The following is a 23,760-nucleotide window of genomic DNA, read 5'->3' on the forward strand; positions in this document are numbered from 1 at the left end:
TGCGGATCAAATCAGGTGGCGGCTTTCATCTTGCTGACAAAGTCGCGAAGCTTAGTGAGCAGTAGCTCAGGCTCGTGTTGGTGTTGTTCAATCAGTTTGACGATAGCCGAACCGCTAATTGCCCCGGCAGCGCCGTTTTGGATCGCATCTTTTACCTGCTCAGGCGCGGAGATCCCAAAGCCCAGCAGTGGTGGTGCCGGATTATAAGCACGAATGCGCGCGATCAGCTCCGAGGTTGGCATCGCGGCCTTGGTTTCGGCACCGGTCACGCCGGCGCGACTTAAAAGATAGGTATAGCCGCGGCCATAAGAAGCGATTGCGCGCAGGTCATCATCATCGACATTTGGCGGCACGATATAAATCGGCGCGATGTTTTGTGCCATCGCGGCCTGGCGGAACAGCTTACTCTCATGCAGCGGCACGTCGGCAATCAGTACCGAGTCGACGCCGGCAGCCGCCGCTTGCTCGTAAAACTTAGTAATGCCTTTAGCCATTACCAGGTTTGAATACAGTAATAAACCAATAGGTACTGCCGGGGCATAGGCGCGGATTTTTTCAATCAGCTCAAAGCTGACTGCCGGCGTGACGCCAGCGGCCAGCGCCCGGATATTGGCATTTTGAATTGTTGGGCCGTCAGCAATAGGATCAGAGAACGGAATACCCAGCTCCAGCGCATCGGCACCGCCATCGACCAGGGCTTTTAAAATTTCAAACGACAGCTCAGGGTTCGGATCACCAAGGGTCACGAAGGGCACAAAGGCGCCACGACCCTCGCTATTAAGCCGCTGAAACATTTGTTGATAACGCTGCATCTTATACTCCTCCCTGCTGCGCCGCTAACACGCTATGCACGTGCGCCAAGTCTTTATCACCGCGACCGGATAAGTTCACCAGTAACACCATTGGCTCTGTGGCATCAGCTGCAATTTTTAACGCCTGCGCTACCGCATGCGAGCTTTCCAGCGCCGGAATAATGCCTTCGGCTTTGGCCAGATGTTGGAACGCCGCCAAAGCTTCATCATCATTAATCGCCACGTACTGCGCGCGGCCGCTTTGCTGCAGATAGGTATGTTGTGGCCCGACCGCCGGGTAGTCTAAACCGGCCGAAATCGAGTACGACTCTTCAATCTGACCATCACTGGTTTGCATAATGGCAGTATAGGCACCGTGCAAAATGCCATAGCTGCCGGTACTTAACGCCGCACCATGCTGATGAGTGTTAATACCCATGCCACCGGGTTCGACGCCAATCAGTTTGACGCCAGCTTCAGCAATAAAGTCAGCGAAAATGCCAATCGCATTAGAGCCACCACCGACACAGGCAATCACCGCATCCGGTAATTTACCCTCGGCTTTTAAGATCTGTTGCTTGGCTTCTTCACCAATCATCCGTTGAAAGTCACGCACAATAGTGGGGAACGGGTGCGGGCCAGCTGCGGTACCCAGCATATAGTGCGTGGTTTCATAGGTAGCTGACCAGTCGCGCATCGCTTCGTTTACGGCATCCTTTAGCGTACCGGAGCCTGCCGTCACCGGAATCACGGTTGCGCCCATCAGCTTCATCCGAAACACGTTCGGCTGCTGGCGTTCAATATCTTTAGCACCCATATAGATGCGGCATTTTAAGCCCAACAGCGCACACGCCAGCGCTGTGGCCACACCGTGCTGGCCGGCACCGGTCTCGGCGATCACTTCTTTTTTACCCATGCGTTTGGTTAGCAGCGCCTGACCTAACACCTGGTTGGTCTTATGAGCGCCACCATGCAGCAGGTCTTCACGCTTTAAGTAAATTTTAACCAGCGGGTTAGGTGATAAGTTACGGGTTAGCGTCAGCGGCGTTGGCCGGCCGGCATATTCGGTTAGCAATTGCTGAAACTCGGCTAAAAAGGCCGGATCCTGCTGTGCTTCGACAAAGGCGGCTTCCAGTTGCTTTAACGCCGGTACCAGCAATTGTGGCACGAACATGCCGCCATATTCGCCGAAATAGGGGTTTAGTTTTAACTCACTCATCAGTTCTGCTCACCCTTAGTATTGGTTTTGCTCTGAAAATCGAAATGACGGATGGCGCTAAAGGCCGCCGCCAGTTTAGTGTGATCTTTAATGCCCGGCGCACTCTCTAATCCGGAGTTTAAATCCAGCCCCGCCACCGGTAAGGCCAGCGCCTGCGCCACGTTATCCGGCTTAAGGCCGCCGGCTAACATAATAGGTTGTGCGCTGTTAAGCGCTGACAGTAGCGACCAGTCAAAACTCAAGCCACTGCCGCCATGCTGGCTGGCATGAAAACTGTCCAGCAAGATCCTATCGGCCAGTGGGCTAAACGCTGGTAGCCGGTTTTGCACCCGATAGGCTTGCCAAATCTGACAATCTGCCGCTAGTAGCGGCCGCAAGGCAGCAAGGTAAGCATCATCCTCTTCGCCATGGAGCTGCACTGCCGCCAGCTCTAGTGCCTTAGCCAGCTCAGCCACTTCAGCTAGCGGGCTATTGACAAAAACGCCAACAAAGCGAAGTTTAGCGGCCTGAACCAGCTGTTGCGCCTGCTCCGGTGTCACATAGCGCGGTGACGCCTTGGCAAAGATTAAACCACCATAGTAAGCGCCGGCTTTAGCCACCGCTTTAACATCTTCAATTCGGGTTAAACCACAGACTTTATGCTCGCCGATAATCAGCCGCTGACAGGCAGCTGCCAGATCGGCTTCAGCCATCAGTGAGCTGCCAACTAAAAAGGCATCAGCGACCTGCAGCAGCTCTCGTACCTGCTGATTACGATAAATGCCGGACTCCGATACCACAGTGCGATCAGCTGGGATCAGCTGCCGCAGGCGAAAGCTGGTATTTAAGTCCGTACTCAGATCGCGCAGGTTGCGGTTATTGATCCCAATTAATTTGGCGCCAAGCTCCACCGCCTGTAAGGTTTCTTCTTCGTTACTGACTTCGGTTAATACCGTCATATTCAGCTCGGCGGCAATGGCTGCTAACAGCTGATACTGCTGGGGTGATAAAATCGACAGCATTAACAGTACCGCATCGGCACCGGCAGCCCGCCCGGCGTAGATCTGGTAGGGATCAATTATAAAGTCTTTATGCAGTAGCGGCTTGTCAGATAAGGCGCGCATCTGCTCCAGATACTGATAGCTGCCCTGAAAAAACTCGCTGTCGGTCAGCACCGAGATGCAGTCGGCGTATTGGTTGTACACCTGACTAATAGCGCTAAGATCAAAATCCGGCCGAATTAAGCCTTTTGACGGCGAGGCTTTTTTGCACTCCAGAATAAAACGGGCGCCAGGCTGCTGCAAAGCGGCCAGAAAATCGCGGCTGGTCGGGGTAACGCCGGCGATAAAGTGTTCCAGTGGCCTCTCTTCCGCCATAACCGAGACTTCAGTTAACTTATGGCTGACGATTTTCGCCAGTACCCCGGTAATGGTTTTATTGTGTAATACCAGTTCAGCCACGGCTTAACTCCTGCATTTTTTCCAAGGTCGCCATCGCCTTACCACTGGCCAGTTGTTCCAGTACTGCTCGGGTGTTCACTTTTAAATTCTGGCCTAAACCGGCAATTTTTAGCATCGCCGCCACATTTACTGCTACTGCCTGATTGTGGGGCTCTTCGCCACGGCCTTGCAAAATGGCCAGCGTCGCTGCCGCATTTTGCTCCGGCTCGCCACCAGCTAAGGCACTAAGAGGAGTCATATTCAGGCCAAAATCTTCCGGCGTAAGCGTAAATTCGCGCAGTGCACCGTCTTTTAGCTCACAGACATAAGTATTGCCATGCAGCGCCACTTCGTCACAGCCGCTACCATGCACCACCCAGGCGCGCTCAGTACCCAGTTGCTGTAAGGCTTCGGCCATCACCCGGCACAGCGCCGGATCGTAGACGCCAAGTAGCTGAAAAGCAGGCCGCGCCGGGTTAATTAAAGGCCCGAGCAAGTTAAAAATAGTTCTGCTTTTCAACGCATTGCGTACCGGCATCGCATGCTTAATGCCGCTGTGATACAAGGGCGCAAATAAGAAGGTACATTGCGACTCGGCCAGCATAGTGGCTGCCTGTTGTGGACTTTGCTGAATATTCAGCCCCAGCCGTTCCAGCAAGTCAGCAGAGCCCGAACGTGATGACACACTGCGGTTGCCATGTTTTACCACCGGCAATCCCATACTGGCAGCGACAATAGCGGCAGTGCTGGAGATATTAATAGTATTGCTGCCATCACCGCCGGTACCACAGCAGTCGATGCTCGGTTTGGTCGTAGCCGGGAATGGCGCGGCGGCTTGCAGTAATGCACTGGCTGCACCGGTTATTTCGGCGCTGCTTTCACCGCGTACTTTCAAGGCGGCTAACATGGCGGTTAAATGCAGTGGATCGACCTGACCGGTTACCACAGCACTAAAGAATTGCTCGGCTTGCTCGCGGCTAAGTGCTTTACCCGTCAGCGCTTGTTGCACCAGCGGTAAAACCCCTGCCTCTGTGTTGTTAAGATCTGTCATGCTCTTAACTCCTTAATAAATATTCGATACTTTGCTTAAGCAGCGGCTTGCCAAGCGTAGTTAAAATCGACTCAGGGTGAAATTGAAAGCCCAGCATCCGCTCAGTCTCGTTAATCACCGCCATCGGAATATGTCGCTCATTGGCAATTTGTGTAAGCTGCTCTGGCAGTGTCGTCGCCATTAGCGAGTGATAACGTGCCACCGGGAAAGGCCGTGGTAAACCGTTAAACACCGGATGCTCTGCCAGACTAATCGCCGAGGTTTTACCGTGTACGGTTTCGCCGGCGCGGCCGACCACACCGCCATAATGTTCAACGATAGCCTGATGCCCGAGGCAAATCCCCAGCACCGGATACACCCCGGCACAGCGCTTTAATAACGCCGGCATTGAGCCAGCATCGGCTGGCGCCCCCGGGCCGGGTGATAACACCAGCAGCACCGGGCCTTTTTCCTGCTGCATTTTTTCAAAAATATAATCGGCCGGGACAGTATTGCGGTACAGCTTTAAGCTTACGCCCAGCTGTGCAAATTCATCCACCAGGTTGTAAGTAAAAGAATCGATATTATCCAGCAGAAACACTGTGCAATTAAGGTTCTGGCTCATCTTAATACCCCGCCGCCTGAATAGCGTTAATCACCGCTTGCGCTTTGTTGCGTGTCTCTTCTGCTTCGAGCTTCGCCACTGAGTCAAACACCACCCCGGCACCGGCCTGAATATAAGCCATACCATCTGTGACATAAGCTGAGCGGATCACAATGCAGCTGTCAAAATCGCCGTTACCGGCCAGGTAACCAACAGCACCGCCGTAAGAACCGCGTTTTTTACCTTCGACACCGCGAATAAGCTCAGCCGCCTTTACCTTAGGTGCACCCACCAGGGTACCCATATTCATACAGGCCTGATACGCATGCAGCGCATCGAGCTCCGGTTTTAGCTCACCCACCACCCGCGATACCAGGTGCATCACATAGGAATAACGGTCGACTTTTAGTAATTCTTTCACGTAACGGCTGCCGGGCGTGCTGATGCGTGCCACATCATTGCGGGCTAAATCCACCAGCATTAAATGCTCGGCTTTTTCTTTTTCATCCTGGCGCAGCTCCAGCTCAATGCGGCTATCCAGATCGCGGTCAATACTGCCATCGGCGGCAAAGCCGCGGCGGCGGGTGCCGGCGATGGGGTAAATCTCCACTTCGCGGCTGGCGGCATTAAACTTTAGCGCTGACTCCGGTGAGGCGCCGAACAGGCAAAACTTAGGGTCTTGCAGATAAAACATATAGGGGCTGGGGTTCAGCTGTTTTAACTTGGCGTAAGCCTGCAGCGGCTTAGGGCAGGGCAGCGAGAAACAGCGCGACGGAACCACCTGAAAGATATCGCCGGCGACAATATGTTGCTTTAGCGTTTCGACCTGGGTTTCAAAATCGGCGTCGCTAATATCAACCGCAATCTCTTTGCTGCTGGCGGCTTGCCCCACAGCCAATGGCTGGCTATGCAGTAGCTGCTGTTTTAACTGCTCTAGCCGTTTTCCAATGGCAAAGCAGTTGGCAGGAGCCGCCTCGCCGCAAAATACATTGCCCACTAAGCGGCTTTGCTGCGCTTTATGGTCAATCACCAGTGCAGTTTCGGCCAGATAAAACAGATAATCCGGGCACTGATTTTCTTTTACCGGCACCTCGGGCAATTGCTCGATATTGGCCACCATATCATAGCCAATCACGCCGCCTAAAAAGATAGCAAAGGGTTCATCACCCTGGCTGCGCAATTGCTGCTGTATTAAACGTAGCGCACTAAACGGATTAGGCTGCGTTAAACGGCTGACTTCATCCAATAGCGGATCTGGCAGCGCAAATTCTGCTAACAGCACCGCCTCCGTACCGGAGTGCTGTGGATAACTACTGGTCAGACCGGTACCGGAGTGCTGTGGATAAGTGAGGGTGGCGATGGGGCTAAGCAGGTCGGCTAAAAAGGGCAGCAGGGTAAGGCCGTTGCTGCTTAGCGCCGTAATACTCACCTGCTGGCCGTTACACTCAATACGCAGTGCGGCGTCGATCAGCATCAGGCTGTTGACACTGTTTTTGCTGTCAATCTCGGCTGATTCCAGCAGCAGTGAGCAGCGGTCGGCCTGACACAGGCTGGCATAAGCCGCTAAGGCATCGCGCTGATAGGGCAACGTTAGCGCAATACTGGCCACCTCGCCTGGGGTGTCTGTGATATGGCTGAAAATCATCTTAATAATTTTCCTTAATTTTTAGTTGGTTAACCTGTTGCTATTGGTTTGTCGCCGGCTAACCCCAAAACTGCGCCCAAAAAAAAGCCCGTTTCGGGGGAAACGGGCCTGGGTTTCTAAAGCGAATACAACGCCTACACACGCCCGTTGGGAATGTGCCACCACCAGTTGATCAGTGAAAACGTTGTTAGAAATTGCATTGGCTTTAACTACCTTATTCTTGAACGTCTACATAAAACCGCGAATCGGGCTTGGCGTCAAGCCCTTAATCACAAAAACAAGAAAGAAAAACGTATAAAAGTCTGGACGGCTCTATTGGTTGGCAGCTTGTTGTTGCTGCAACTGCTCAATTTTCTGCCAAAGCTCCTCGCTTTCTGCCGTCAGGTCGGCAAATAAACGCATATCGCCATTGCGCTGGGCGTACATCGCCTGTTCGAGTTTTTGATCGTAGGCCTTACGTAATTTTTTTACCGGATCGGGTTTTAACCAGCGAAACATCTGCAGATTCCTTTTTAATCTTCGTACACACCGTTACGGCAATACACCGCTGCTAGTTCTCTATAATCTACTTTTATATTCGAAGCGGTTATTTCGGAGTAGTAACTTGCCAAACCCGACGCTTCCGGCATAAGCTGAATCCAAAATTAAATTGTGCTGATTTTGTTAAGGTATTATACCTACTGACTAGCCGATACTGCTTTCACAAAGCGTAATCAGGGAAGACAAGGAATAACGAATGCGGTTTTTTTTGATACTTTTACTGTCGCTCGTCTGGCAGGCTGCTGCCAATGCCAATACTGCAGGCTTTAGCTATCAGCAGCAACCGGTACCAGCCTGGGTTACGACTTCACCGACGCAGCAGGCCAGGCCTGAAACCAGTGAACCGGTCAGCTATTTGCTTGTTGATGAACAAATCAATTGGTTGAATACAGAACCGGTAGCCTATTCCCATATCGCTATGCAGGCCAATACCCGTAAAGGGGTAGAGCAAGCATCGCAGTATCAGGTCAGCTTCGCACCTGAATATCAGCAACTTACTTTTCATAGTATCCGGTTAACCCGCAACGGTGACACAAAAGAGCAACTAGGTATTGCCGATATTCGCTTGGTGCAGCGCGAACAAGAGCATGAACGGCAGATCTATACTGGCTATGTTACTGCCATGGTGCTGCTAAGCGACATGCAGCCGGGTGACAGGCTTGATATTCAATACTCTATTACCGGCACCAACCCGATCTATGGCGGCAAGCGCTCGGTTTATTTCCCATTAAATTGGTCTGTCGCCGTGCAGCAGTTACAGCTTAGAGTCTTATCTAGCGCAGAAAAACTGGCTTATTATAGCAATCAAGCCGCAGTGATCCCGCAACAACGTAAGCTTGGCAATCACTACGAGTATCGGTGGCAACAGAGTGATATTGCCGCAGTAAAGGCAGAAGATAACTACCCGCAGTGGTTTATGCCCTATGACTTTATCGAGTTCAATGAGTTTGGTCGTTGGCAGGACGTGGTAGCCTGGGCGATGCCGCTCTATCAATTTAATGAACCTCTGCATAGCGAGTTACAGCTGTTAGTGAAAACCTGGTTAGCAGAAAGCCGTTCACAGGAGGACTATGTCGCTAAAGTTGTCCGTTACGTACAGAACGACATTCGTTACTTTGGCATAGAAATAGGCTTGAATAGCCATCAACCTTTTTCCCCCAACACGGTGTTTTCCCGTAAGTATGGCGATTGCAAAGATAAAACCACCCTGATGATTGCCTTGCTAGCAGCCGGTGGCATCAAAGCCTATCCAGCTCTGGTTTCAAGTGCAACGCGCGGTCAGATTCAACACCGCTTACCAGGCCCCATCGCATTTGACCATGTTATTACCTACTTGCCGTTAAATGGCCAAGACTATTGGTTGGACGGAACCCGCAGCCAACAATATGGTACTCTGGAGCAAAAAGGCCGTCAGTATTTTCAGCAAGCATTGTTAATTAAAGAGGGCGTAACAACCCTTACGGCAATACCGATGCCGAGCAGTGTGGATGGCATCATTGAATCAGAAGAGCGGTATCAACTCGGTGCTGTAGGCGACCCCGTTATGCTAAAAGTAGCTATTAGTTACCAGCAATACGAAGCTGAGTCCTTCCGAGGTATGCTGGACCAACATGGCCTGACCGAATATGCGAGTCATTTGGAACGGGTTTACCAGCGGCAATATCCTGGTGCTGATTTAGTTGAACACCCCGTTATATCAGACGATAAACAGAGCAATCAGGTACAGGTAGTTGCCAGCTTTATCATAGACAATTTTTGGGATGAGAATGAACCAAGGCAGGAGTTGTCGCTGTTTGGCGACTTTCTGGAGCGCTTTACGCAGTTACCGAAAAATACGCGGCGTAAAATGCCACTTTATATCGAGCCCAACGTCCGGGTACAACACCGGATCCATTTCGATCTGGCAAGCCCGATCCAATGGCAATTGGGCGATTTACAGTTAGAAATCGATAACTCAGGTTTTGTTTACCTGCGGCAAGTAGAGACCAGCGCTTATAGCATCACAGCTGTACATCATTATCAAAGCAAAAGTGACCACATCACACCAGAGCAGGCACTGGACTTTATCACTGCAGTTAAAAAAGTACGTGAAGCCATGTATTTCACGGTTGTAATAGATAAAACCGATCCGGTACCAGAGATACTAAAGGATATACGGCAGCGACTAAGTGAGATGTTAAAAGCCGCCGAAACGCCCTGAAGCGGTTTGGCTTTAGCGCTATCTATGAGACAATAGCCCCCTGAATAGGGGAACGCATGAAAATCGATTTACATAGCCACACTAACCACTCAGACGGCCTGTTGCCGGTTGCTGAGCTGTTGGCGCGGGCAATCAGCTGCAATCTGGATGTGCTGGCTATTACCGACCACGATACGGTGAGTGCCTTGCCGCAGGCTGCGGACTGGCTGACAGAAAATCAGGCACCGCTAACGCTGATTAACGGTGTAGAAATTTCTACCGCCTGGCATGAGTTTGAAATTCATATTGTCGGTTTAAATATCAAGCCGGACTGCCCACAGTTCCTGGCGCGGTTGGCGTCACAACAACAGCGGCGGTTGGAGCGGGCCGAGGAAATGGCTCGCCGGCTGGAAAAAGCGCAAATTCCGGGCGCATTAGAGGCAGTGTTGGCAGAGGTTGGCGACGGCGCCATTACCCGCAGTCATTTTGCGCGCTTTCTGGTGAAAACCGGCCGTGCCGATTCGATGAATGCGGTATTCAAAAAGTACCTGGCACGCGGCAAAACCGGCTATGTACCCAATAATTGGGTCGATTTAGCCAGTGCAGTGCAATGGATCCATGATGCCGGCGGCCAGGCTGTGCTGGCGCACCCGTTAAAATACAACCTGAACGGCCGCTATTTAAAGCGCCTGGTCACCGATTTTGCAGCAGCCGGCGGCGATGCGATGGAAATTATTTCCCCGCAGCAAACGCCGGTGCAGCGGCGCGAGCTATGGGCGCTTTGCCAGCAACATCAGCTAACTGCTTCTGTAGGCTCAGATTTTCATCAACCAACAGCTTGGAATGAACTCGGAAAGCATCTATATTTACCAGACGACGTCACGCCCGTTTGGGCCAGCTGGGGCCTGAGCTCGAAACGCGCAGTCTCAGAATCCAAAGCAGAACCCCAGGCAGAACCAGAGTCAGAACTAAACCGTACAGCGGCCAAGTCCGCTGCATCAACTATCAGCATGGATACGCCAACATGAGCCAGTTTTTTCATATTCACCCGGAAAACCCGCAGCAGCGTCTGTTAAAGCAAGCGGTGCAAATTATCCAGAAAGGCGGTGTGGTGATTTTCCCAACCGACAGTGGATATGCGCTTGGCTGTCATGTGGGCGATAAAACCGCTATGGATCGCATTATGCAAATCCGTCAGGTCAGCGGTGAACACCACTTTACACTGATGTGTCGCGATTTGTCGGAGTTGTCGGTATATGCCAAGGTGGAAAACACCGCCTTTCGACTGATTAAAAATAACACCCCCGGTGCCTACACCTTTATTTTACGCGGCACCAAAGAAGTGCCTCGTCGGCTGTTAAATGAAAAGAAGAAGACCATCGGCCTGCGCATTCCAGAAAATAAAATCGCGCTGGCGCTGTTGGAAGAGCTGGCCGAGCCTTTATTGACCACCAGTTTGATTTTACCCGGTCAGGAATTTGCCGAGAGTGATCCGGATGAGATGCGGCATCAGCTGGAGCGGCAGGTCGATCTGATTCTGCATGGCGGCATTATCGGTGAAGACCCAACCACAGTGGTCGACTTATCGGAAGACGCACCGCAGATTATTCGTCAGGGCCGTGGCGATAGCCGGCCGTTTGGATAAGTCCTGATCTAAGATGGCTGAGCAGCTACCGCCGTTAACGATACAACAGCCGTTACCGCTGGCCTTTGTCCGCGGTGAGGCGGTACTGGAGCGGCCGGAAGATCTCTATATTCCACCAGATGCGCTTGAAGTTCTGCTGGATACCTTTGAGGGGCCACTGGATTTTCTGCTGTATTTAATTCGCAAACATAAGTTTGATTTGGTCGATTTGCCGGTAAACGAAATTACCCTGCAATATATGGAATATATTGAGCTGATGCAGGAGCTGAATTTCGAGCTGGCAGCCGAATATCTGGTAATGGCCGCTATGCTGGCGGAAATTAAATCGCGCCTGCTGTTGCCGAAAATCACTAACCTGGAAGACGATGAGCACGACCCACGCGCCGAGCTGGTGCGCCGCTTACAGGAATATGAAATCTTTAAACAGGCAGCGACCGATCTGGATGTCTTACCGCGCGATGAGCGCGACTATTTTACTGCCCAGGCCAGCCTGGCTGATAATTTCAGCCCGTTATTGATTTTACCGGATGTGGATTTCACTGAGCTGATCAGCGCCTTAAATGACATAGTCAAGCGTAGCAAGGCGCTGGCGCATCATCATATTCAGCGTGAACATCTGTCGACCCGGGAGCGGATGAGCCGTATTCTGGATTTACTGCAGCAGCGGCAGGGTTATCTGGAGTTCGCTGAGTGCTTTGACTTAACTGAAGGCCGGGAAGGCGTGGTAGTGACCTTTTTAGCAATCCTGGAGCTAACCAAAGAAAAGCTGGTAGAGCTGATCCAGGTGGCGCCTTATGCACAAATTCATGTCAAACTGGCGCTAAGTGAGGCATAATGGCGCAGAAAATTAACGACATTCAATTACTGCAACTTGTCGAAGCCGCGATCTTTGCTGCCGAAAAGCCCCTTAGCCGCGCCGAATTGCAAGCTACCGTGCTGGAGGGCTTTAACGTCAGCGCGAAACGGCTGCTACAATGTCTGAAACAACTGCAGGACGATTACAGTGCCCGTGGCATCCAGTTGATGGAAACGGCCAGTGGCTACCGGTTTCAAACCCGCCCTGAATTAAGCGAACCGCTGGCCAGACTCTGGCCCGAGCGTTCACCGCGTTATTCGCGTGCGGTGCTGGAAACTTTAGCCTTAATTGCTTATCGTCAGCCCATTACCCGCGGTGAAATTGAACAAATTCGTGGCGTATCGGTCAGTAGCCAGATTATGCGCACATTGACCGAACGCGGCTGGGTCAAGGTGGTCGGCCACAAAGAAGTACCGGGTCGGCCCGGGCTTTATGCCACTACTGAGGCCTTTTTAGATTACTTTGGCTTACGCCATTTAGACCAATTACCGCCATTAGCCGAGTTTGCAGCCTTGCAACCGGCAGAAGCGGAATTATTAACCACCGTCGGGATGACAGGAGAGCTCCACTAATGAGTGAAAAATTACAGAAAGTTTTGGCCCGGGCCGGCATCGGTTCGCGCCGCGAAATGGAAGACTACATCAGTCGTGGCCGCGTGACCGTGGATGGTAAACCGGCTAGCCTGGGTGATCGGGTTACCCCGACTCAGGCGATCCGCGTTGATGGTCATCCGGTGCAGGTGGCAAGCGAAGAGCAGCAAGTCTGCCGGGTACTGGCTTATCACAAGCCCGAGGGCGAGATTTGTTCGCGTACCGATCCGGAAGGGCGGCCCACGGTATTCTCGCGCTTACCGAATATCAAGGGCGCACGTTGGATTGCCATCGGCCGGTTGGATATCAATACCTCAGGTTTACTGTTGTTCACCACTGACGGTGAGCTGGCTAACCGCCTGATGCACCCTAAATTTGAAGTCGAGCGCGAATATGCGGTGCGGGTTTTCGGTGAGATTAACGATGCCATGATCCAGCGTCTGCGCACCGGGGTGGAACTGGAAGACGGTAAAGCTAACTTTAAACGCATTAAAGCGCTGCCGGGCGAGGGGATTAACCGCTGGTTCCATGTGGTGCTTACTGAAGGCCGTAACCGTGAGGTACGCCGGATGTGGGAATCTCAGGGCGCGGTCGTTAGCCGGCTGATCCGGGTACGCTATGGTGATCTGTTGTTGCCTAAGCACTTACCTGCTGGTGGTTATACCGAATATCCCCTTGCTGAAGTCAACTATCTGCGTAACCTGGTCGGGTTAAAAGATGAAGTGGCCACGCTGGTAAAACCGGAAGATCGCACTGAGCGGCGTCGCCGCCTGGCTAGCATGAAACGGGCCGTGCGTAAGCATCAAATTGCCGAAAAAACGCCCGCTAAAAAAACTGAACCCAGCGCAAAACCCAACCGGGCAGAGCCGGCCAAAAAACCGACTGCGACTAAAGGTCAGGCGGGTAGAGGCAACAGCACACAGCGGCAGCCAACCGGCAAAACCCCAACCCGAGAAGGTAGAGGCTAATTATTCACAGCAGACCCTGGCTCTCAGGATAATCAGGGTCTGACCACTTTATCCACAGCACTTTCTGCTTAAAAATGGTACCGGACCGACCAGTTACCCGCCTCAACGCACCTTGCTTTTGCGGATCAGCCGGTACAGCAACTCAGGTGATAGCCGGGCGATGTAAGCCGCCAGCTTTTCTTTAAAGCCGCCGATAACAATATAACTGTTACCTTTGCGCAATGCTTTGAGTGTTGCTGTCGCAAACTCGTCGGCAGTCATGGCTTTTGCCTGGGCATCATCCATTTTACCGAGCGCTTCGCCACTGCCGGTTAGTGCATTCATTGATACCGCGGTTTTCACAAAGCCGGGGAAAACCACCGCCACGCGAATACCCTGGTTATACAGCTCGGCCCGCACGCTATTGGCCCATAAGTGCAGCGCTGCCTTAGCAGCAGAGTAGCTGCCGCGGTATTGGGTACCGACTAAACCGGCGACACTGGAGATAAACACCAGCTGGCCGGCGCCTTGTTTTAACATCACCGACAATACCCGCCGACTCAGCGCCACCTGAGCAAAGTAATCTATTTCCATAATTTTGCGATCCGTGTCGCTGCTGGTATCCATCACCAGCGCGCGCTGACTGATCCCGGCGTTATTGATCAGCCAGTCCAGCCGGCCGTAGTGATGCATAATCTGATCAAGCGCTTGCTGCTGAGCATGCTCATCGCAAACATCCAACGGCACTGTTAAATGCCGTTCTGGATGCGGCAAACTTTGCTGAACGCGCTCAAGCTCTGTTCTGCGGCGGGCGCTCAGCACCACCTTGGCGCCGGCTCTAGCAAATTGCTTTGCCAAAGCTTCACCGATGCCCCCTGACGCACCGGTGATCCAGATAACCTTGTCTTGTAGCGATATTGTCATTGTTATAGCCATCTTAAGATACAGATGGCCGATGTTAGGGGATTTGCGGTGTGACTGTCAAAGCGAAGTCACGATAACTGGTCAGACTCCTGCTCCCCCAAAATTAGGGGAGACGTGTGGGTAAACTGGTCAGACCCTGCTCTTCCAAAAAAAGGGGAGACGTGTGGATAAGTTAGTTGCCGACACGGAATTTGCGGCTAAAGTGGCGCTTAAACAGCATAATGGCACTGATACCCATCACCGGGGCGATAATCCAGCTAATCACTTGCCATTGACCAGTCAGCACTTCGGCCAGTAAGCGGCGGCCACCGGCAGCAAAAAAGGCAGTGTAAAGCGCGATACCGGTGCCAATCATTGAAGTAAAGTGCTCAATAATCCATTGCCGCGGCTGCAAAGTGGGTTGACGGATATAACGCAAAATCCCAAGCACTGTCATAGCCCCCACACCGCTAAAGATGATTGATAACAAATCACCGGCAGCAAAACCGACTATTGCCAGCGCAACACTGCCGACCAGCAACGCCCATACCGGTCCCTGATAAGACCATACCCGTAGCTGTGCCAGCTCAGCTTTTACTTTCAGCACACCATAGGCATGGCGCACTGTCACCCAGGTCAATAAGCTGAGTTGTAATAAAAAGAAGGAAAACACACGCCGCTCTGAAATAAATCTCTCCAGCTGTGCCACTGTCCAGTTCGGATTCTGACCATAAACCATGATGGGGCTATATAACACCATCAGGCACATCAGCACCCCGGAGCCTGCAATGAATAACATCATCTTGTAGTAAAGCTTACCAGCCGTATTGTGCAGCATACTGCCTTTGGCACTGACGACCGGCACCCAAAACAGCATCAGGCAAATAGCGCCCAATAAAATGTGCAGAAAAAGTAGAGTTGTATGTAAGTAGTTCATTTAACGCCTCCTTAGGCTGAAAACAAATTCAGCTTACGCCTGCAGTTGCCCGATCGCAGGTGCCGGAAGTCAGGATTTTCGAACATGACTTTTGGCCTATTGCACTCGTTAAGACAAGCGTCATAATAAGCCGATGAAATACCATTTTCCGCTGGCAACCCTGGCCGGCATCCTGACCTGGCTACTGGTATCCGGTATCACTTTGATGCTGCTGTTACGGCTGCCTGCACCGCAGCCTCTGCTGCCAGCAGGCCTGCTGTTGTTAGTCTATGGCATCAGCTTTATCTTACTGACGCAGGAGCAGCACCCGTTGGGTCTTGGTGGCCGCTATGGTCGCTGGTTACTACCGTTGCCACTGCTCTGTGCCTTTGCCTTACAGTGGTTATTACCGACCGCTATTTTCGATTATCTGGCCATCCTGACCATTATCTGGGTCTGTTTGCTACCACATTTGATATCGCAGCGTTTGGCTTTGCTACTGACTCTGGGCATAGTGGTGCTGTGGTTTGGCTTACAGGCCTATCTGGAACAGCGCAGCCTGTGGATCACCGCAGCCCTGTACGGCAGCTTTCATTTATTTGCGGTACTGATGCAGGCAGCAATCAAAGCTGAGACTGAGGCGCGTGCTGAATTAACAGAAAAGCATCGCCAACTGCTGGCGGCACAACAGCTATTGCAGCTGGCGTCACGCGCGGAGGAGCGTAATCGGATCGCCCGCGATCTGCACGACTTATTGGGGCATCATTTGACCGCGTTGACAATACAGCTACAGATTGCCAGTTATCAGTGCGATGGCGAGGCCAAATTACAGGTAGAGAAAAGTCTGCAACTGGCCAGATTGTTACTTTCTGATGTGCGCGAGGCAGTATCTGCCATGCGCGACAGTTCCGAGCTGGATTTACAGCAGTTATTTACCCCCTTGTTGCAGCATTTGCCGGAAAGCTTGCAGGTTGAACTGGATATTGCCCCCAAGCTAAAAGCCAGTTCTCTAAGCCAGGCTCAGCATCTACAGTATCTGGCGCAGGAAGCGATTAGTAATACTTTGAAGCATGCCAATGCCAGCCGCTTGTGGATCCATGCCAGGGAGGCAGAGCAGGGCATCGCTCTGGAAATTAAAGACAATGGTCAGCTAAAGGCAAGCTGGCAGCCCGGTAATGGTCTGATTGGCATGCGCGAGCGCGTTGCCGAATGTGGAGGTAAACTACATCTTGTCGCTGATGCCGGTGGCCTGGCGTTACAGATCTGGTTACCTCAGGCAGGAGTGGCCAATGTTTAAGGTGCTATTAGTCGATGACCAAAAACTGATCCGCGATGGCATTCGTAGCTTGCTGGCGATATCCGGCAAGGTCGAAGTAGTCGGTGAAGCCTGTGATGGCAGTGAAGTGGTGGCGCTGTGGCAAAGCTGCCGGCCGCAAGTGATCCTGATGGATCTGTCAATGCCGAAAATGGACGGTATCGCCGCCATTAAAGCCTTGAAAGCAGCCGGCAGCGACACGCCGGTGTTGGTATTGACCACCTTTGACGACCATGAGTTAGTGCTGCAAAGCCTGCAAGCTGGGGCCCGTGGCTTTTTATTAAAGGATGTGTCGCTTGATACGCTCATCAAAGCCATTGAGAGCCTGGCGGCCGGGGGCAGCTGTTTTCAGCCCACTATAACCGAGCGCTTGTTGCAGCAACTACCTGGCAGTAGCGATACCCAGTACCGCAAGCCGGTGTTGCCCGAGCCGCTAACTGATAAAGAGTTAGAGATTTTGCGGCTGATGGCGGCTGGCTACAGTAATAAAGAAATTGCCAGCGCGCTGTTTAAATCTGAAGGCACAGTAAAAAACCAGTGCTCAACCATTTTAAGTAAGCTGGGGGTGCGGGATCGCACCCGAGCGGTATTACTGGCTTTGGAGCTGGGCCTTATCACCCCCTAAACTTATCCACACGTCTCCCTTTTCTTTGCTAAGAGCAGGGTCTGACCAGTTTATCCACACTCCGGTACCGGCCCGACCAGTTTATCCACAGGTCTCCCTTTTCTTTGGTAAGAGCAGGGTCTGACCAGCTAGCTGCGATAGCCGTTGGGGTTTTGTTTCTGCCAGCGCCAGGTATCGCGGACCATATCGTCCAGCGTTTTCTCTGTTTTCCAACCCAGTAAAGTCAGCGCTTTAGTTGGCTCAGCATAACAGACCGCAATATCACCGGGGCGACGCGGCGCAATCTGATACGGCACCGCTACCTGATTCACTTCGCTAAAGGCGTTAACCATATCCAGCACGCTGTAGCCAACGCCGGTACCGAGGTTAATCGCCTCTATACCTTTGCTCTGTTCCAGATATTGCAGCGCCTTTAAATGACCATTGGCTAAATCCACGACATGAATATAATCGCGTACGCCGGTACCATCTTTGGTTGGGTAATCATTACCAAACACACTGAGTTGTTGGCGTTTGCCCACCGCGACCTGAGAAATAAACGGCATTAAATTGTTCGGGATGCCATTAGGATCTTCGCCGATCTGGCCACTGTCATCGGCGCCGACCGGGTTAAAGTAGCGCAGCAGGGCAATAGACCAGTCCGGTTCGGCTTTTACTAAGTCTTCCAGAATTAGCTCGATCATCAGCTTACTCTGGCCGTAAGGATTCGTAGCCGAGCGTGGCGAAGTCTCCCTAATAGGCACTTCTTTAGCATCGCCATAAACCGTCGCCGAAGAGCTAAACACCAGCTTTTTGACGTGGAAATGCCGCATCACCCGGCACAGGGTGACAGTGCCAGCGACGTTATTGTCGTAGTAATGCAATGGCAGTTCGGTCGATTCTCCTACCGCCTTTAAACCAGCGAAATGAACCACCGCGCTGATTTTATACTGACTGAATACTGCCGTAAGCGCGGCCTGATCGCGGATATCACCATTGATACTGAGTAGTGATTTACCCGCCAGTTGTTCGACACGTGTTAGCGACTCTGCCGAGCTATTACTAAAATTATCAAAGCTAATCACGTTATAACCAGCACGCAACAAACACAGTGCCGTGTGGCTACCGATATAACCGGCACCGCCGGTTAGCAAAATATAAGAGCTCATAAGCAATCCTTTGGCTAAAAAACGAAGCAGTTAAGGCAAGACTTTTTTATAGGGTTTAACAGTCGCCTTAACATAAACGCCTGCTGCCCAATACGGGTCTGCCGCGGCCCAGGCTTCTGCATCTGCTAACGATGGGAATTCAGCCACCACCAGAGAGCCGGTAAAGCCGGCTTCGCCTGGATTGTCTGAATCAACGGCGGGCAGCGGGCCTGCCATTAGCAGCCGACCTTCCGTTTTTAATTGCTCCAGGCGGGCTAAATGCGCCGGCCGGGCTTGTAACCGTTTTTCCAGACTATTGGCCGCATCTTCGGCATAAATCATATAGAACATGTTAAAACTCGCTACGCTAGAAATTCTGGCTGCACCTTAGCAGATTTGTGCGTTAAAACCAATTCAGGCCGGCAGGTCGGGCTAGGATTTCCCGGCACAGACTGTTAGCATGAAGGCGCTTTTTCTAACAATAACTAAAAAAATCCATTCAGGGAGTCCACCCACGCATGAAACGTGAACAATTCAGTTCCAGCCTTGGCTTTATTCTGGCCGCGGCCGGCTCCGCCGTTGGTATCGGTAATCTGGTCGCCTTTCCGGTAATGGCCAGTAAAAATGGCGGTGCCGCCTTCCTTATCATGTACGCGATTTTTGTGTTCTTTATTTGTTTACCCGTGATGCTGGCCGAAATGAGCCTGGGGCGTCACACCCGGCAAAACCCACTTGGTGCTTACACCCAAATTGGTCAAAACCGCGCCTGGCGTACTGTCGGTTGGTTATCGGTGATTACGCCCTTTATGATTGGAGTGTTTTATCTGGTGATCACGGTGTGGATTGCCGGTTATCTTGGTAAAGCCGTGTTAGGCCAGCTCGACCAACTGGCGGATCCTGAGGGTTTCGGTGTCTTTATTAACAGTAATGAACTCTTTGTGTATATGGCGCTGGTGGTCGGCTTAACCTTTTTAATTCTGCAGGGTGGTGTCAAAAAGGGTATCGAAAAGGCGACTACGGTATTAATGCCGGCACTGTTTATCATGCTAATTGCACTGGTCATTTACGTGCTGACACTAGATAACGCCATGTTAGGCGTGAAGTTTTTCCTAATCCCGGATTTTACTAAGCTTACCGGTGAAGTCCTAAATGGTGCCCTGGCGCAGGCATTCTTCTCGTTATCACTAGCAATGGGCATCCTGATTACTTATGGCTCTTATATCCAAAAGCATGACAATATCGTCTCAGCCGGTAAAACCGTGGCAGGTTTATCGTTGTTAGTTGCCGCTTGTTCCGGCCTGCTGATCCTGCCTGCAGTATTTTCGTTTAATCCTGACATTCAAATCGCCGAGTTATCCGAGTCCAGTATCGGCATGATTTTTATGTTTTTGCCAAAAATTTTCCTGGCTTTACAGGCGGATATTGGTTATTTCGGTGCTTCTTTTGTCGCCGCATTCTTTTTCTTACTGGTGTTTTTTGCTGCCATGACCTCACTGGTATCCATTATCGAAGTACCGGTGGCTAGTGTGATGGACGGTAAAGGCTTAAGCCGCCGCAAGGCGCTTTACACCCTAGGTGCGGTAATGGTGGCATTGGCGGTAGTATCTGCTTTGTCGTTCGGCCGCATAGATTGGCTAAGCAATATCCTGAGCTACGGTGGCAACACCAAATCTTTCTTCGATCTGGTTTACGATATGTTCTACGAGACCATTTTGCCGTTAAACGGTTTCCTGCTGTGTCTGTTTGTGGTTTACCGCTGGAAAGCACACAATCTGGATAAAGAAATCGCCGACGGTAATCCCGGTTTTGCCGGCACAGTGCTGCAAAAATACGTTAACTTCTCTCTAGGTACTTTTATCCCACTGATCCTGTTAATTATTTTTGTGAATACCGTCTCGACCATTTATTTTGGTAAAAACTTACTGTTCTAATTGGTCAGACCGGTACCGGAGTGCTGTGGATAAGTCAGGCCTGAGTGGCGATCAGGCTGGTACGGCGGCTGCCAAGGGTGTCGGGAATTTTCCCAAGCTGGCAAGCCGCCTGGCTGACATTGAGCCCCTGCGCCTGACAGCGCTCGGTTAGCAGCGGTAAAAATTTTTCTGCTTGTTTTAGCGCGGCGGGCTGATCGGTATAAAACTGTAACTGCAGATCCTGCGCCGCCAGCTTAGCCACTACCAATAATTGGCCATAGTGCCCCAAATCAAACTTCATCGTCAGTTGCCAGTGTTTTTGTTTGCCAGCGCCGTTCTTCTCTTTCGCTTCCCGTTGTTCCAGTAAGATCTCGCTGATCCGGCTTTCCTGCTGTTGCTGCAATGCCAGTGGAATAAACCACTGGCATTGCAGCTGTGGCAGATCGGCATTTTGTAACTGCGATAACTGCAGCAAGCTACTGTGACTGCCCAGTGCCCGCAGCAGCTGACTGGCTTGCTGACTATCCAACTGACCGATCTGCTGCGCCATAGTCTGAGTGGCACTATTGCTGCGGGATGCTTGCGCTGACGGTGGTCGCAACAAATGCCCCAGCAATAGCTGAATGGCAATAGCCAGGGTACCGGCGCCGGTACTGGTGTTGGGCTGCAATTGCAGCGGTTGAAATTGCAGCACCGCCTGTAACTGCTGCTGCACTTCCGCGACAGTTAAAACGCGTTGCCCATCCGGTTGTGCTTGCCTGATCTGTTGTAGCAGGGCAACGACAGCCGGTGGCATCTCCGGCAGTGCCGCCAGCCGCGCCGGGCTGCTGCTAAGTAAAGGTAACAGTTGCCGCCAACCCTGCTCGGCAACGCCAGTGCTGTTATTCAGATTTACCGCTGCCGGACGCTCTGTGGCAGAGGTTTGCCATGGCAAGGGCTTCAACAAGTCTTTCTGACTTAACTGCAGTTGCTGCTCGGCGGCAATCGGCAGAATACTCAGGCTACCGGCCGGGCTTTTGCTCGCGGCAATATTTTTGGTTAACTGGTTTAACAGTTGCAGTGTGACGGTCTGCGGCGTAGTCGTGATGCCTGCAGGTAGTTTAAATGGCTCGCCGGCCAGTTGTGGCGGTGCTTCACCACGACTAAGCTGCTGTTGTAATAACGCCAGCTGTTTTGGGTCCTGTAATAGGCGCAGCTGTGCGCTGCTAAGCGGTACCTCTGTTGCGACACCTGCCAGCACTTTAACTTGTAGCTGCACCCCACCATCGGCCAGCGGTTGCATTTGCAGCACTAACGGAACACCGCTGGGGATGGCTGGGAGTTGTTGCAGTGGCAGACGCACCGGGCCTTGCGCAGTTTGGATCAATAATTCCGGCCCTTGCTTGGCGTTTATTTGTAAACGGGCGAAATAATCGGCGCCAGCCTGCAGTTTGGCGCTGCTTAACTCAACTTTTACGCCACTGAGTTGTTGCAGGGCCTGATCCAGGTTCAGGGGTTTCATCGTGCTCTCCTGACTCGTCGCTGACGACCATTGTTTCATTAGCGGCAGTTTGTCTGCAACTAAGCTTTGTAGCAAGGCCGGCTCTTTTAGCACACTGAGTGGTAAAGTTAAGCTTTTAGGGGGGTGTTCGGGTTGAATGTTTAGCTCCCCGCTGGCATTCAGGTTCAGCTGTAACGGAATTTTTGCCGCCAGCAGTGTACTGAGGGCGGATGTCATAACCTGGCTACCGGCCAGGCTGGGTGTTTCGCCGCGGTTAAGTTGTTGGGTAAGCAGGGCCAGCGCCTTGGGATCTTGTTACACAGCAACTTGGGCCGGGGTAAGAGGCACCGTGACGCTGGCTGCTGACAGGTTCAGATTTAGCTGTAGCGATGTTCTCTGGCTTAAGCTGACACTCACTGTAAGGGGCTGAGTCAGCGGCAGTGCTGGTAAATGATGCAGTGGCAAGCGCAGTTCACGCCCGCCAACTTGCAGGCGTAGCACGGGGTCAGCATCTTGTAGCAATTGCGCCGGGTAGGGCGTATTCAGTGACAGTTGGGGTTTTTGTGGCGACGGCGGCAACGGTGCCCCAACGGATAATGGCTGTAGTGGATCCATCAACCACATATCCCGGTAAGCCGAATGCAGCGGCGCCATAACTTTCCAGACCTGAGCTTGGCTTTCACCAAAAGTGCTACGGCTGAACTGGTCAGACCGGTACCGGAGAATAATATGAACGCCTCCACTAAAGCGTCAGGGGCGGTTATCTGAAAAGATGGATACCCCTGGTCACGGCATCGTGTGCCAAAATGGTCGTTATTAACGACAGACAGCAGGGGTATCCGAGATGAAGCTTAATGTATTCGGCGTTGATATTGCAAAAGATGTTTTTCAAATCCACTGGGTAGACAAAGCAGGCAAAGCGCGCTCAGAGAAGGTGAAACGACAGCACTTTTTGGAGTGGTTCAGCAATAAGACGTCATCACTGATTGCCATGGAAGCCTGCAGTGGTGCGCATCACTGGGGCCGCTGTTTTCAGCAGATGGGGCACCAGGTACGGTTAATTGCTGCCCATAAAGTCAAACCCTTTGTTATTGGCAATAAGAATGACATGGTCGATGCTCAGGCGATTTGGACCGCAGTACAGCAACCCCAGATGCGTTTTGTGGCAGTAAAAAGTGTTGAGCAGCAAGCAGCACTCGCGGCACACCGGATGCGCGAGTATCTGATAAAAACCCGTACGGGTAGCATCAATGCAGTAAGAGGCTTTTTGGCTGAGTTTGGACTGGTCATAGCGAAAGGCAGAGCGGCTTTTAAACGTGAGATAGCCGGCTGCCTGGAGACGTTATCACAAAGTGTTCCCAAGGAATTCGTTGACCGGTTATATGAGCGCCTGGCCTATATCAACAAACTGGATGAGGATATTGCCGGGTTAGAGCAGCACATTACGGCTTACTTTAAGCGTTGTCCGCAATGTCAGCGGCTGGGTAAGGTGCCGGGTATTGGCGTATTAAGTGCGACGGCTATTGTTGCCACCGTAGGTGATGTCAGCCAGTTTAAATCAGGACGTGAGCTCTCCGCCTGGTTGGGCTTAGTCCCGAAACAAACGGGCTCAGGCGGCAAAGTAAAGCTTCATGGCATTAGCAAACGGGGCGATACCTATGTGCGGACCTTATTGGTACACGGCGCCCGCTCGGCCATCACACATAATAAACACCCAAGTGAGTGGTTGCAGGGGCTCCTTATTCGTAGGCCAAAGAATGTGGTACTTCTGGCGTTAGCCAATAAAACAGCCAGAGTTGTTTGGGCATTGTTAAGCAAAGACGTCGAGTACGACGAGAACCTGTATTCACAGGTGAGTTAATCGAAGCCGGTTAACCATAATGATTAACGATAAATGATGTAAAACTGTTTAGCGCGAAAACGTTCGCAACGATTTGTCAGGGCGCCTGACGTGTGATGAAAATTGGTAAGACCATACTTTAGTAACCTGGGCACAGCAAGGGTTTAAATACCGTCCGGA

23 protein-coding genes are annotated in these 23,760 nt (G+C 51.8%); 10 read left to right on the forward strand and 13 right to left on the reverse strand.

The features are described 5' to 3' along the window. Window positions 1-11: 11 nt before the first annotated feature. The 7 genes from trpA to AJE_RS16185 form a co-directional block, all read right to left on the reverse strand. Entirely contained in the window at window positions 12-812 is an 801-nt protein-coding gene (gene trpA / locus AJE_RS16155; protein ID WP_008951740.1) for a tryptophan synthase subunit alpha, read from the reverse strand. Window position 813: 1 nt separating this feature from the next. Then, entirely contained in the window at window positions 814-2,010 is a 1,197-nt protein-coding gene (gene trpB, locus AJE_RS16160) for a tryptophan synthase subunit beta (RefSeq protein WP_008951741.1), read from the reverse strand. Further along, window positions 2,010-3,449 carry a bifunctional indole-3-glycerol-phosphate synthase TrpC/phosphoribosylanthranilate isomerase TrpF gene (gene trpCF / locus AJE_RS16165; RefSeq protein ID WP_008951742.1) on the reverse strand — a complete coding sequence of 480 codons (1,440 nt, stop codon included), beginning with the start codon at window positions 3,447-3,449 and terminating at the stop codon, window positions 2,010-2,012. The genes trpB and trpCF overlap by 1 nt, the downstream gene beginning before the upstream one ends. Continuing rightward, window positions 3,442-4,479 carry an anthranilate phosphoribosyltransferase gene (gene trpD / locus AJE_RS16170; protein ID WP_008951743.1) on the reverse strand — a complete coding sequence of 346 codons (1,038 nt, stop codon included), beginning with the start codon at window positions 4,477-4,479 and terminating at the stop codon, window positions 3,442-3,444. The genes trpCF and trpD overlap by 8 nt, the downstream gene beginning before the upstream one ends. A gap of 4 nt (window positions 4,480-4,483) precedes the next feature. Next, complete coding sequence (locus AJE_RS16175; protein ID WP_008951744.1) at window positions 4,484-5,083, reverse strand: aminodeoxychorismate/anthranilate synthase component II; 600 nt, start codon at window positions 5,081-5,083, stop codon at window positions 4,484-4,486. Between the two features lies 1 nt (window position 5,084). Then, a complete protein-coding gene (locus AJE_RS16180; protein WP_008951745.1) occupies window positions 5,085-6,707 on the reverse strand; it encodes an anthranilate synthase component 1 in 1,623 nt (540 codons plus the stop codon). 312 nt (window positions 6,708-7,019) lie between these two features. Next, a complete protein-coding gene (locus tag AJE_RS16185) occupies window positions 7,020-7,205 on the reverse strand; it encodes a DUF6435 family protein (RefSeq protein WP_008951746.1) in 186 nt (61 codons plus the stop codon). A 238-nt stretch (window positions 7,206-7,443) separates the two neighbouring features. Here AJE_RS16185 and AJE_RS16190 point away from each other — a divergent pair, with 238 nt between their 5' ends. The 6 genes from AJE_RS16190 to rluB are packed head-to-tail and all read left to right on the forward strand — an operon-like array spanning window position 7,444 to window position 13,485. Next, the gene (locus AJE_RS16190; RefSeq protein ID WP_008951747.1) at window positions 7,444-9,447 is read left to right on the forward strand and encodes a DUF3857 domain-containing transglutaminase family protein; all 2,004 of its coding nucleotides are present in this window, start codon (window positions 7,444-7,446) and stop codon (window positions 9,445-9,447) included. 56 nt (window positions 9,448-9,503) lie between these two features. Beyond that, entirely contained in the window at window positions 9,504-10,454 is a 951-nt protein-coding gene (gene rnm / locus AJE_RS16195) for an RNase RNM (protein ID WP_008951748.1), read from the forward strand. Beyond that, window positions 10,451-11,071: an L-threonylcarbamoyladenylate synthase gene (locus AJE_RS16200; RefSeq protein ID WP_008951749.1), complete on the forward strand. Its 621-nt coding sequence runs from the start codon at window positions 10,451-10,453 to the stop codon at window positions 11,069-11,071. The genes rnm and AJE_RS16200 overlap by 4 nt, the downstream gene beginning before the upstream one ends. Window positions 11,072-11,084: 13 nt before the next feature. Continuing rightward, complete coding sequence (locus AJE_RS16205; protein WP_008951750.1) at window positions 11,085-11,906, forward strand: segregation and condensation protein A; 822 nt, start codon at window positions 11,085-11,087, stop codon at window positions 11,904-11,906. Continuing rightward, window positions 11,906-12,499: an SMC-Scp complex subunit ScpB gene (gene scpB / locus AJE_RS16210; protein ID WP_008951751.1), complete on the forward strand. Its 594-nt coding sequence runs from the start codon at window positions 11,906-11,908 to the stop codon at window positions 12,497-12,499. Before AJE_RS16205 ends, scpB begins: the two co-directional genes overlap by 1 nt. Continuing rightward, window positions 12,499-13,485 (forward strand): 23S rRNA pseudouridine(2605) synthase RluB, encoded by a 987-nt coding sequence (gene rluB, locus AJE_RS16215; protein ID WP_008951752.1) that lies wholly within the window; start codon window positions 12,499-12,501, stop codon window positions 13,483-13,485. Before scpB ends, rluB begins: the two co-directional genes overlap by 1 nt. 102 nt (window positions 13,486-13,587) lie before the next feature. On the opposite strand, the gene AJE_RS16220 is transcribed toward rluB, so the two are convergent. Together AJE_RS16220 and AJE_RS16225 are read right to left on the reverse strand one after the other, a co-directional pair. Beyond that, window positions 13,588-14,388 (reverse strand): SDR family oxidoreductase, encoded by an 801-nt coding sequence (locus AJE_RS16220; protein ID WP_008951753.1) that lies wholly within the window; start codon window positions 14,386-14,388, stop codon window positions 13,588-13,590. Between the two features lie 172 nt (window positions 14,389-14,560). Further along, window positions 14,561-15,304, reverse strand: a complete 744-nt coding sequence (locus AJE_RS16225) for a hypothetical protein (RefSeq protein WP_008951754.1) — start codon at window positions 15,302-15,304, stop codon at window positions 14,561-14,563. A 133-nt stretch (window positions 15,305-15,437) separates the two neighbouring features. Here AJE_RS16225 and AJE_RS16230 point away from each other — a divergent pair, with 133 nt between their 5' ends. Both AJE_RS16230 and AJE_RS16235 read left to right on the forward strand, forming a co-directional pair. Next, on the forward strand, window positions 15,438-16,580 hold the full coding sequence (locus AJE_RS16230) for a sensor histidine kinase (RefSeq protein ID WP_008951755.1): 1,143 nt from the start codon (window positions 15,438-15,440) through the stop codon (window positions 16,578-16,580). Further along, window positions 16,573-17,223: a response regulator gene (locus AJE_RS16235; RefSeq protein WP_008951756.1), complete on the forward strand. Its 651-nt coding sequence runs from the start codon at window positions 16,573-16,575 to the stop codon at window positions 17,221-17,223. Before AJE_RS16230 ends, AJE_RS16235 begins: the two co-directional genes overlap by 8 nt. 128 nt (window positions 17,224-17,351) lie before the next feature. On the opposite strand, the gene galE is transcribed toward AJE_RS16235, so the two are convergent. Then, window positions 17,352-18,371 carry a UDP-glucose 4-epimerase GalE gene (galE, locus tag AJE_RS16240; protein WP_008951757.1) on the reverse strand — a complete coding sequence of 340 codons (1,020 nt, stop codon included), beginning with the start codon at window positions 18,369-18,371 and terminating at the stop codon, window positions 17,352-17,354. A gap of 30 nt (window positions 18,372-18,401) precedes the next feature. Continuing rightward, window positions 18,402-18,701 (reverse strand): YciI family protein, encoded by a 300-nt coding sequence (locus tag AJE_RS16245; RefSeq protein ID WP_008951758.1) that lies wholly within the window; start codon window positions 18,699-18,701, stop codon window positions 18,402-18,404. A gap of 167 nt (window positions 18,702-18,868) precedes the next feature. Here AJE_RS16245 and AJE_RS16250 point away from each other — a divergent pair, with 167 nt between their 5' ends. Then, window positions 18,869-20,281, forward strand: a complete 1,413-nt coding sequence (locus AJE_RS16250) for a sodium-dependent transporter (protein WP_008951759.1) — start codon at window positions 18,869-18,871, stop codon at window positions 20,279-20,281. Window positions 20,282-20,315: 34 nt separating this feature from the next. On the opposite strand, the gene fliK is transcribed toward AJE_RS16250, so the two are convergent. Continuing rightward, window positions 20,316-21,977 carry a flagellar hook-length control protein FliK gene (gene fliK, locus AJE_RS16255; RefSeq protein ID WP_008951760.1) on the reverse strand — a complete coding sequence of 554 codons (1,662 nt, stop codon included), beginning with the start codon at window positions 21,975-21,977 and terminating at the stop codon, window positions 20,316-20,318. A gap of 78 nt (window positions 21,978-22,055) precedes the next feature. Continuing rightward, window positions 22,056-22,394 carry a hypothetical protein gene (locus AJE_RS18830; protein ID WP_008951761.1) on the reverse strand — a complete coding sequence of 113 codons (339 nt, stop codon included), beginning with the start codon at window positions 22,392-22,394 and terminating at the stop codon, window positions 22,056-22,058. Between the two features lie 190 nt (window positions 22,395-22,584). Here AJE_RS18830 and AJE_RS16260 point away from each other — a divergent pair, with 190 nt between their 5' ends. Further along, the gene (locus tag AJE_RS16260) at window positions 22,585-23,601 is read left to right on the forward strand and encodes an IS110 family RNA-guided transposase (RefSeq protein ID WP_008951603.1); all 1,017 of its coding nucleotides are present in this window, start codon (window positions 22,585-22,587) and stop codon (window positions 23,599-23,601) included. The last annotated feature ends 159 nt before the right edge of the window (window positions 23,602-23,760 follow it).

The organism is Alishewanella jeotgali KCTC 22429, from assembly GCF_000245735.1.
Classification (GTDB): Bacteria; Pseudomonadota; Gammaproteobacteria; order Enterobacterales; family Alteromonadaceae; genus Alishewanella; species Alishewanella jeotgali.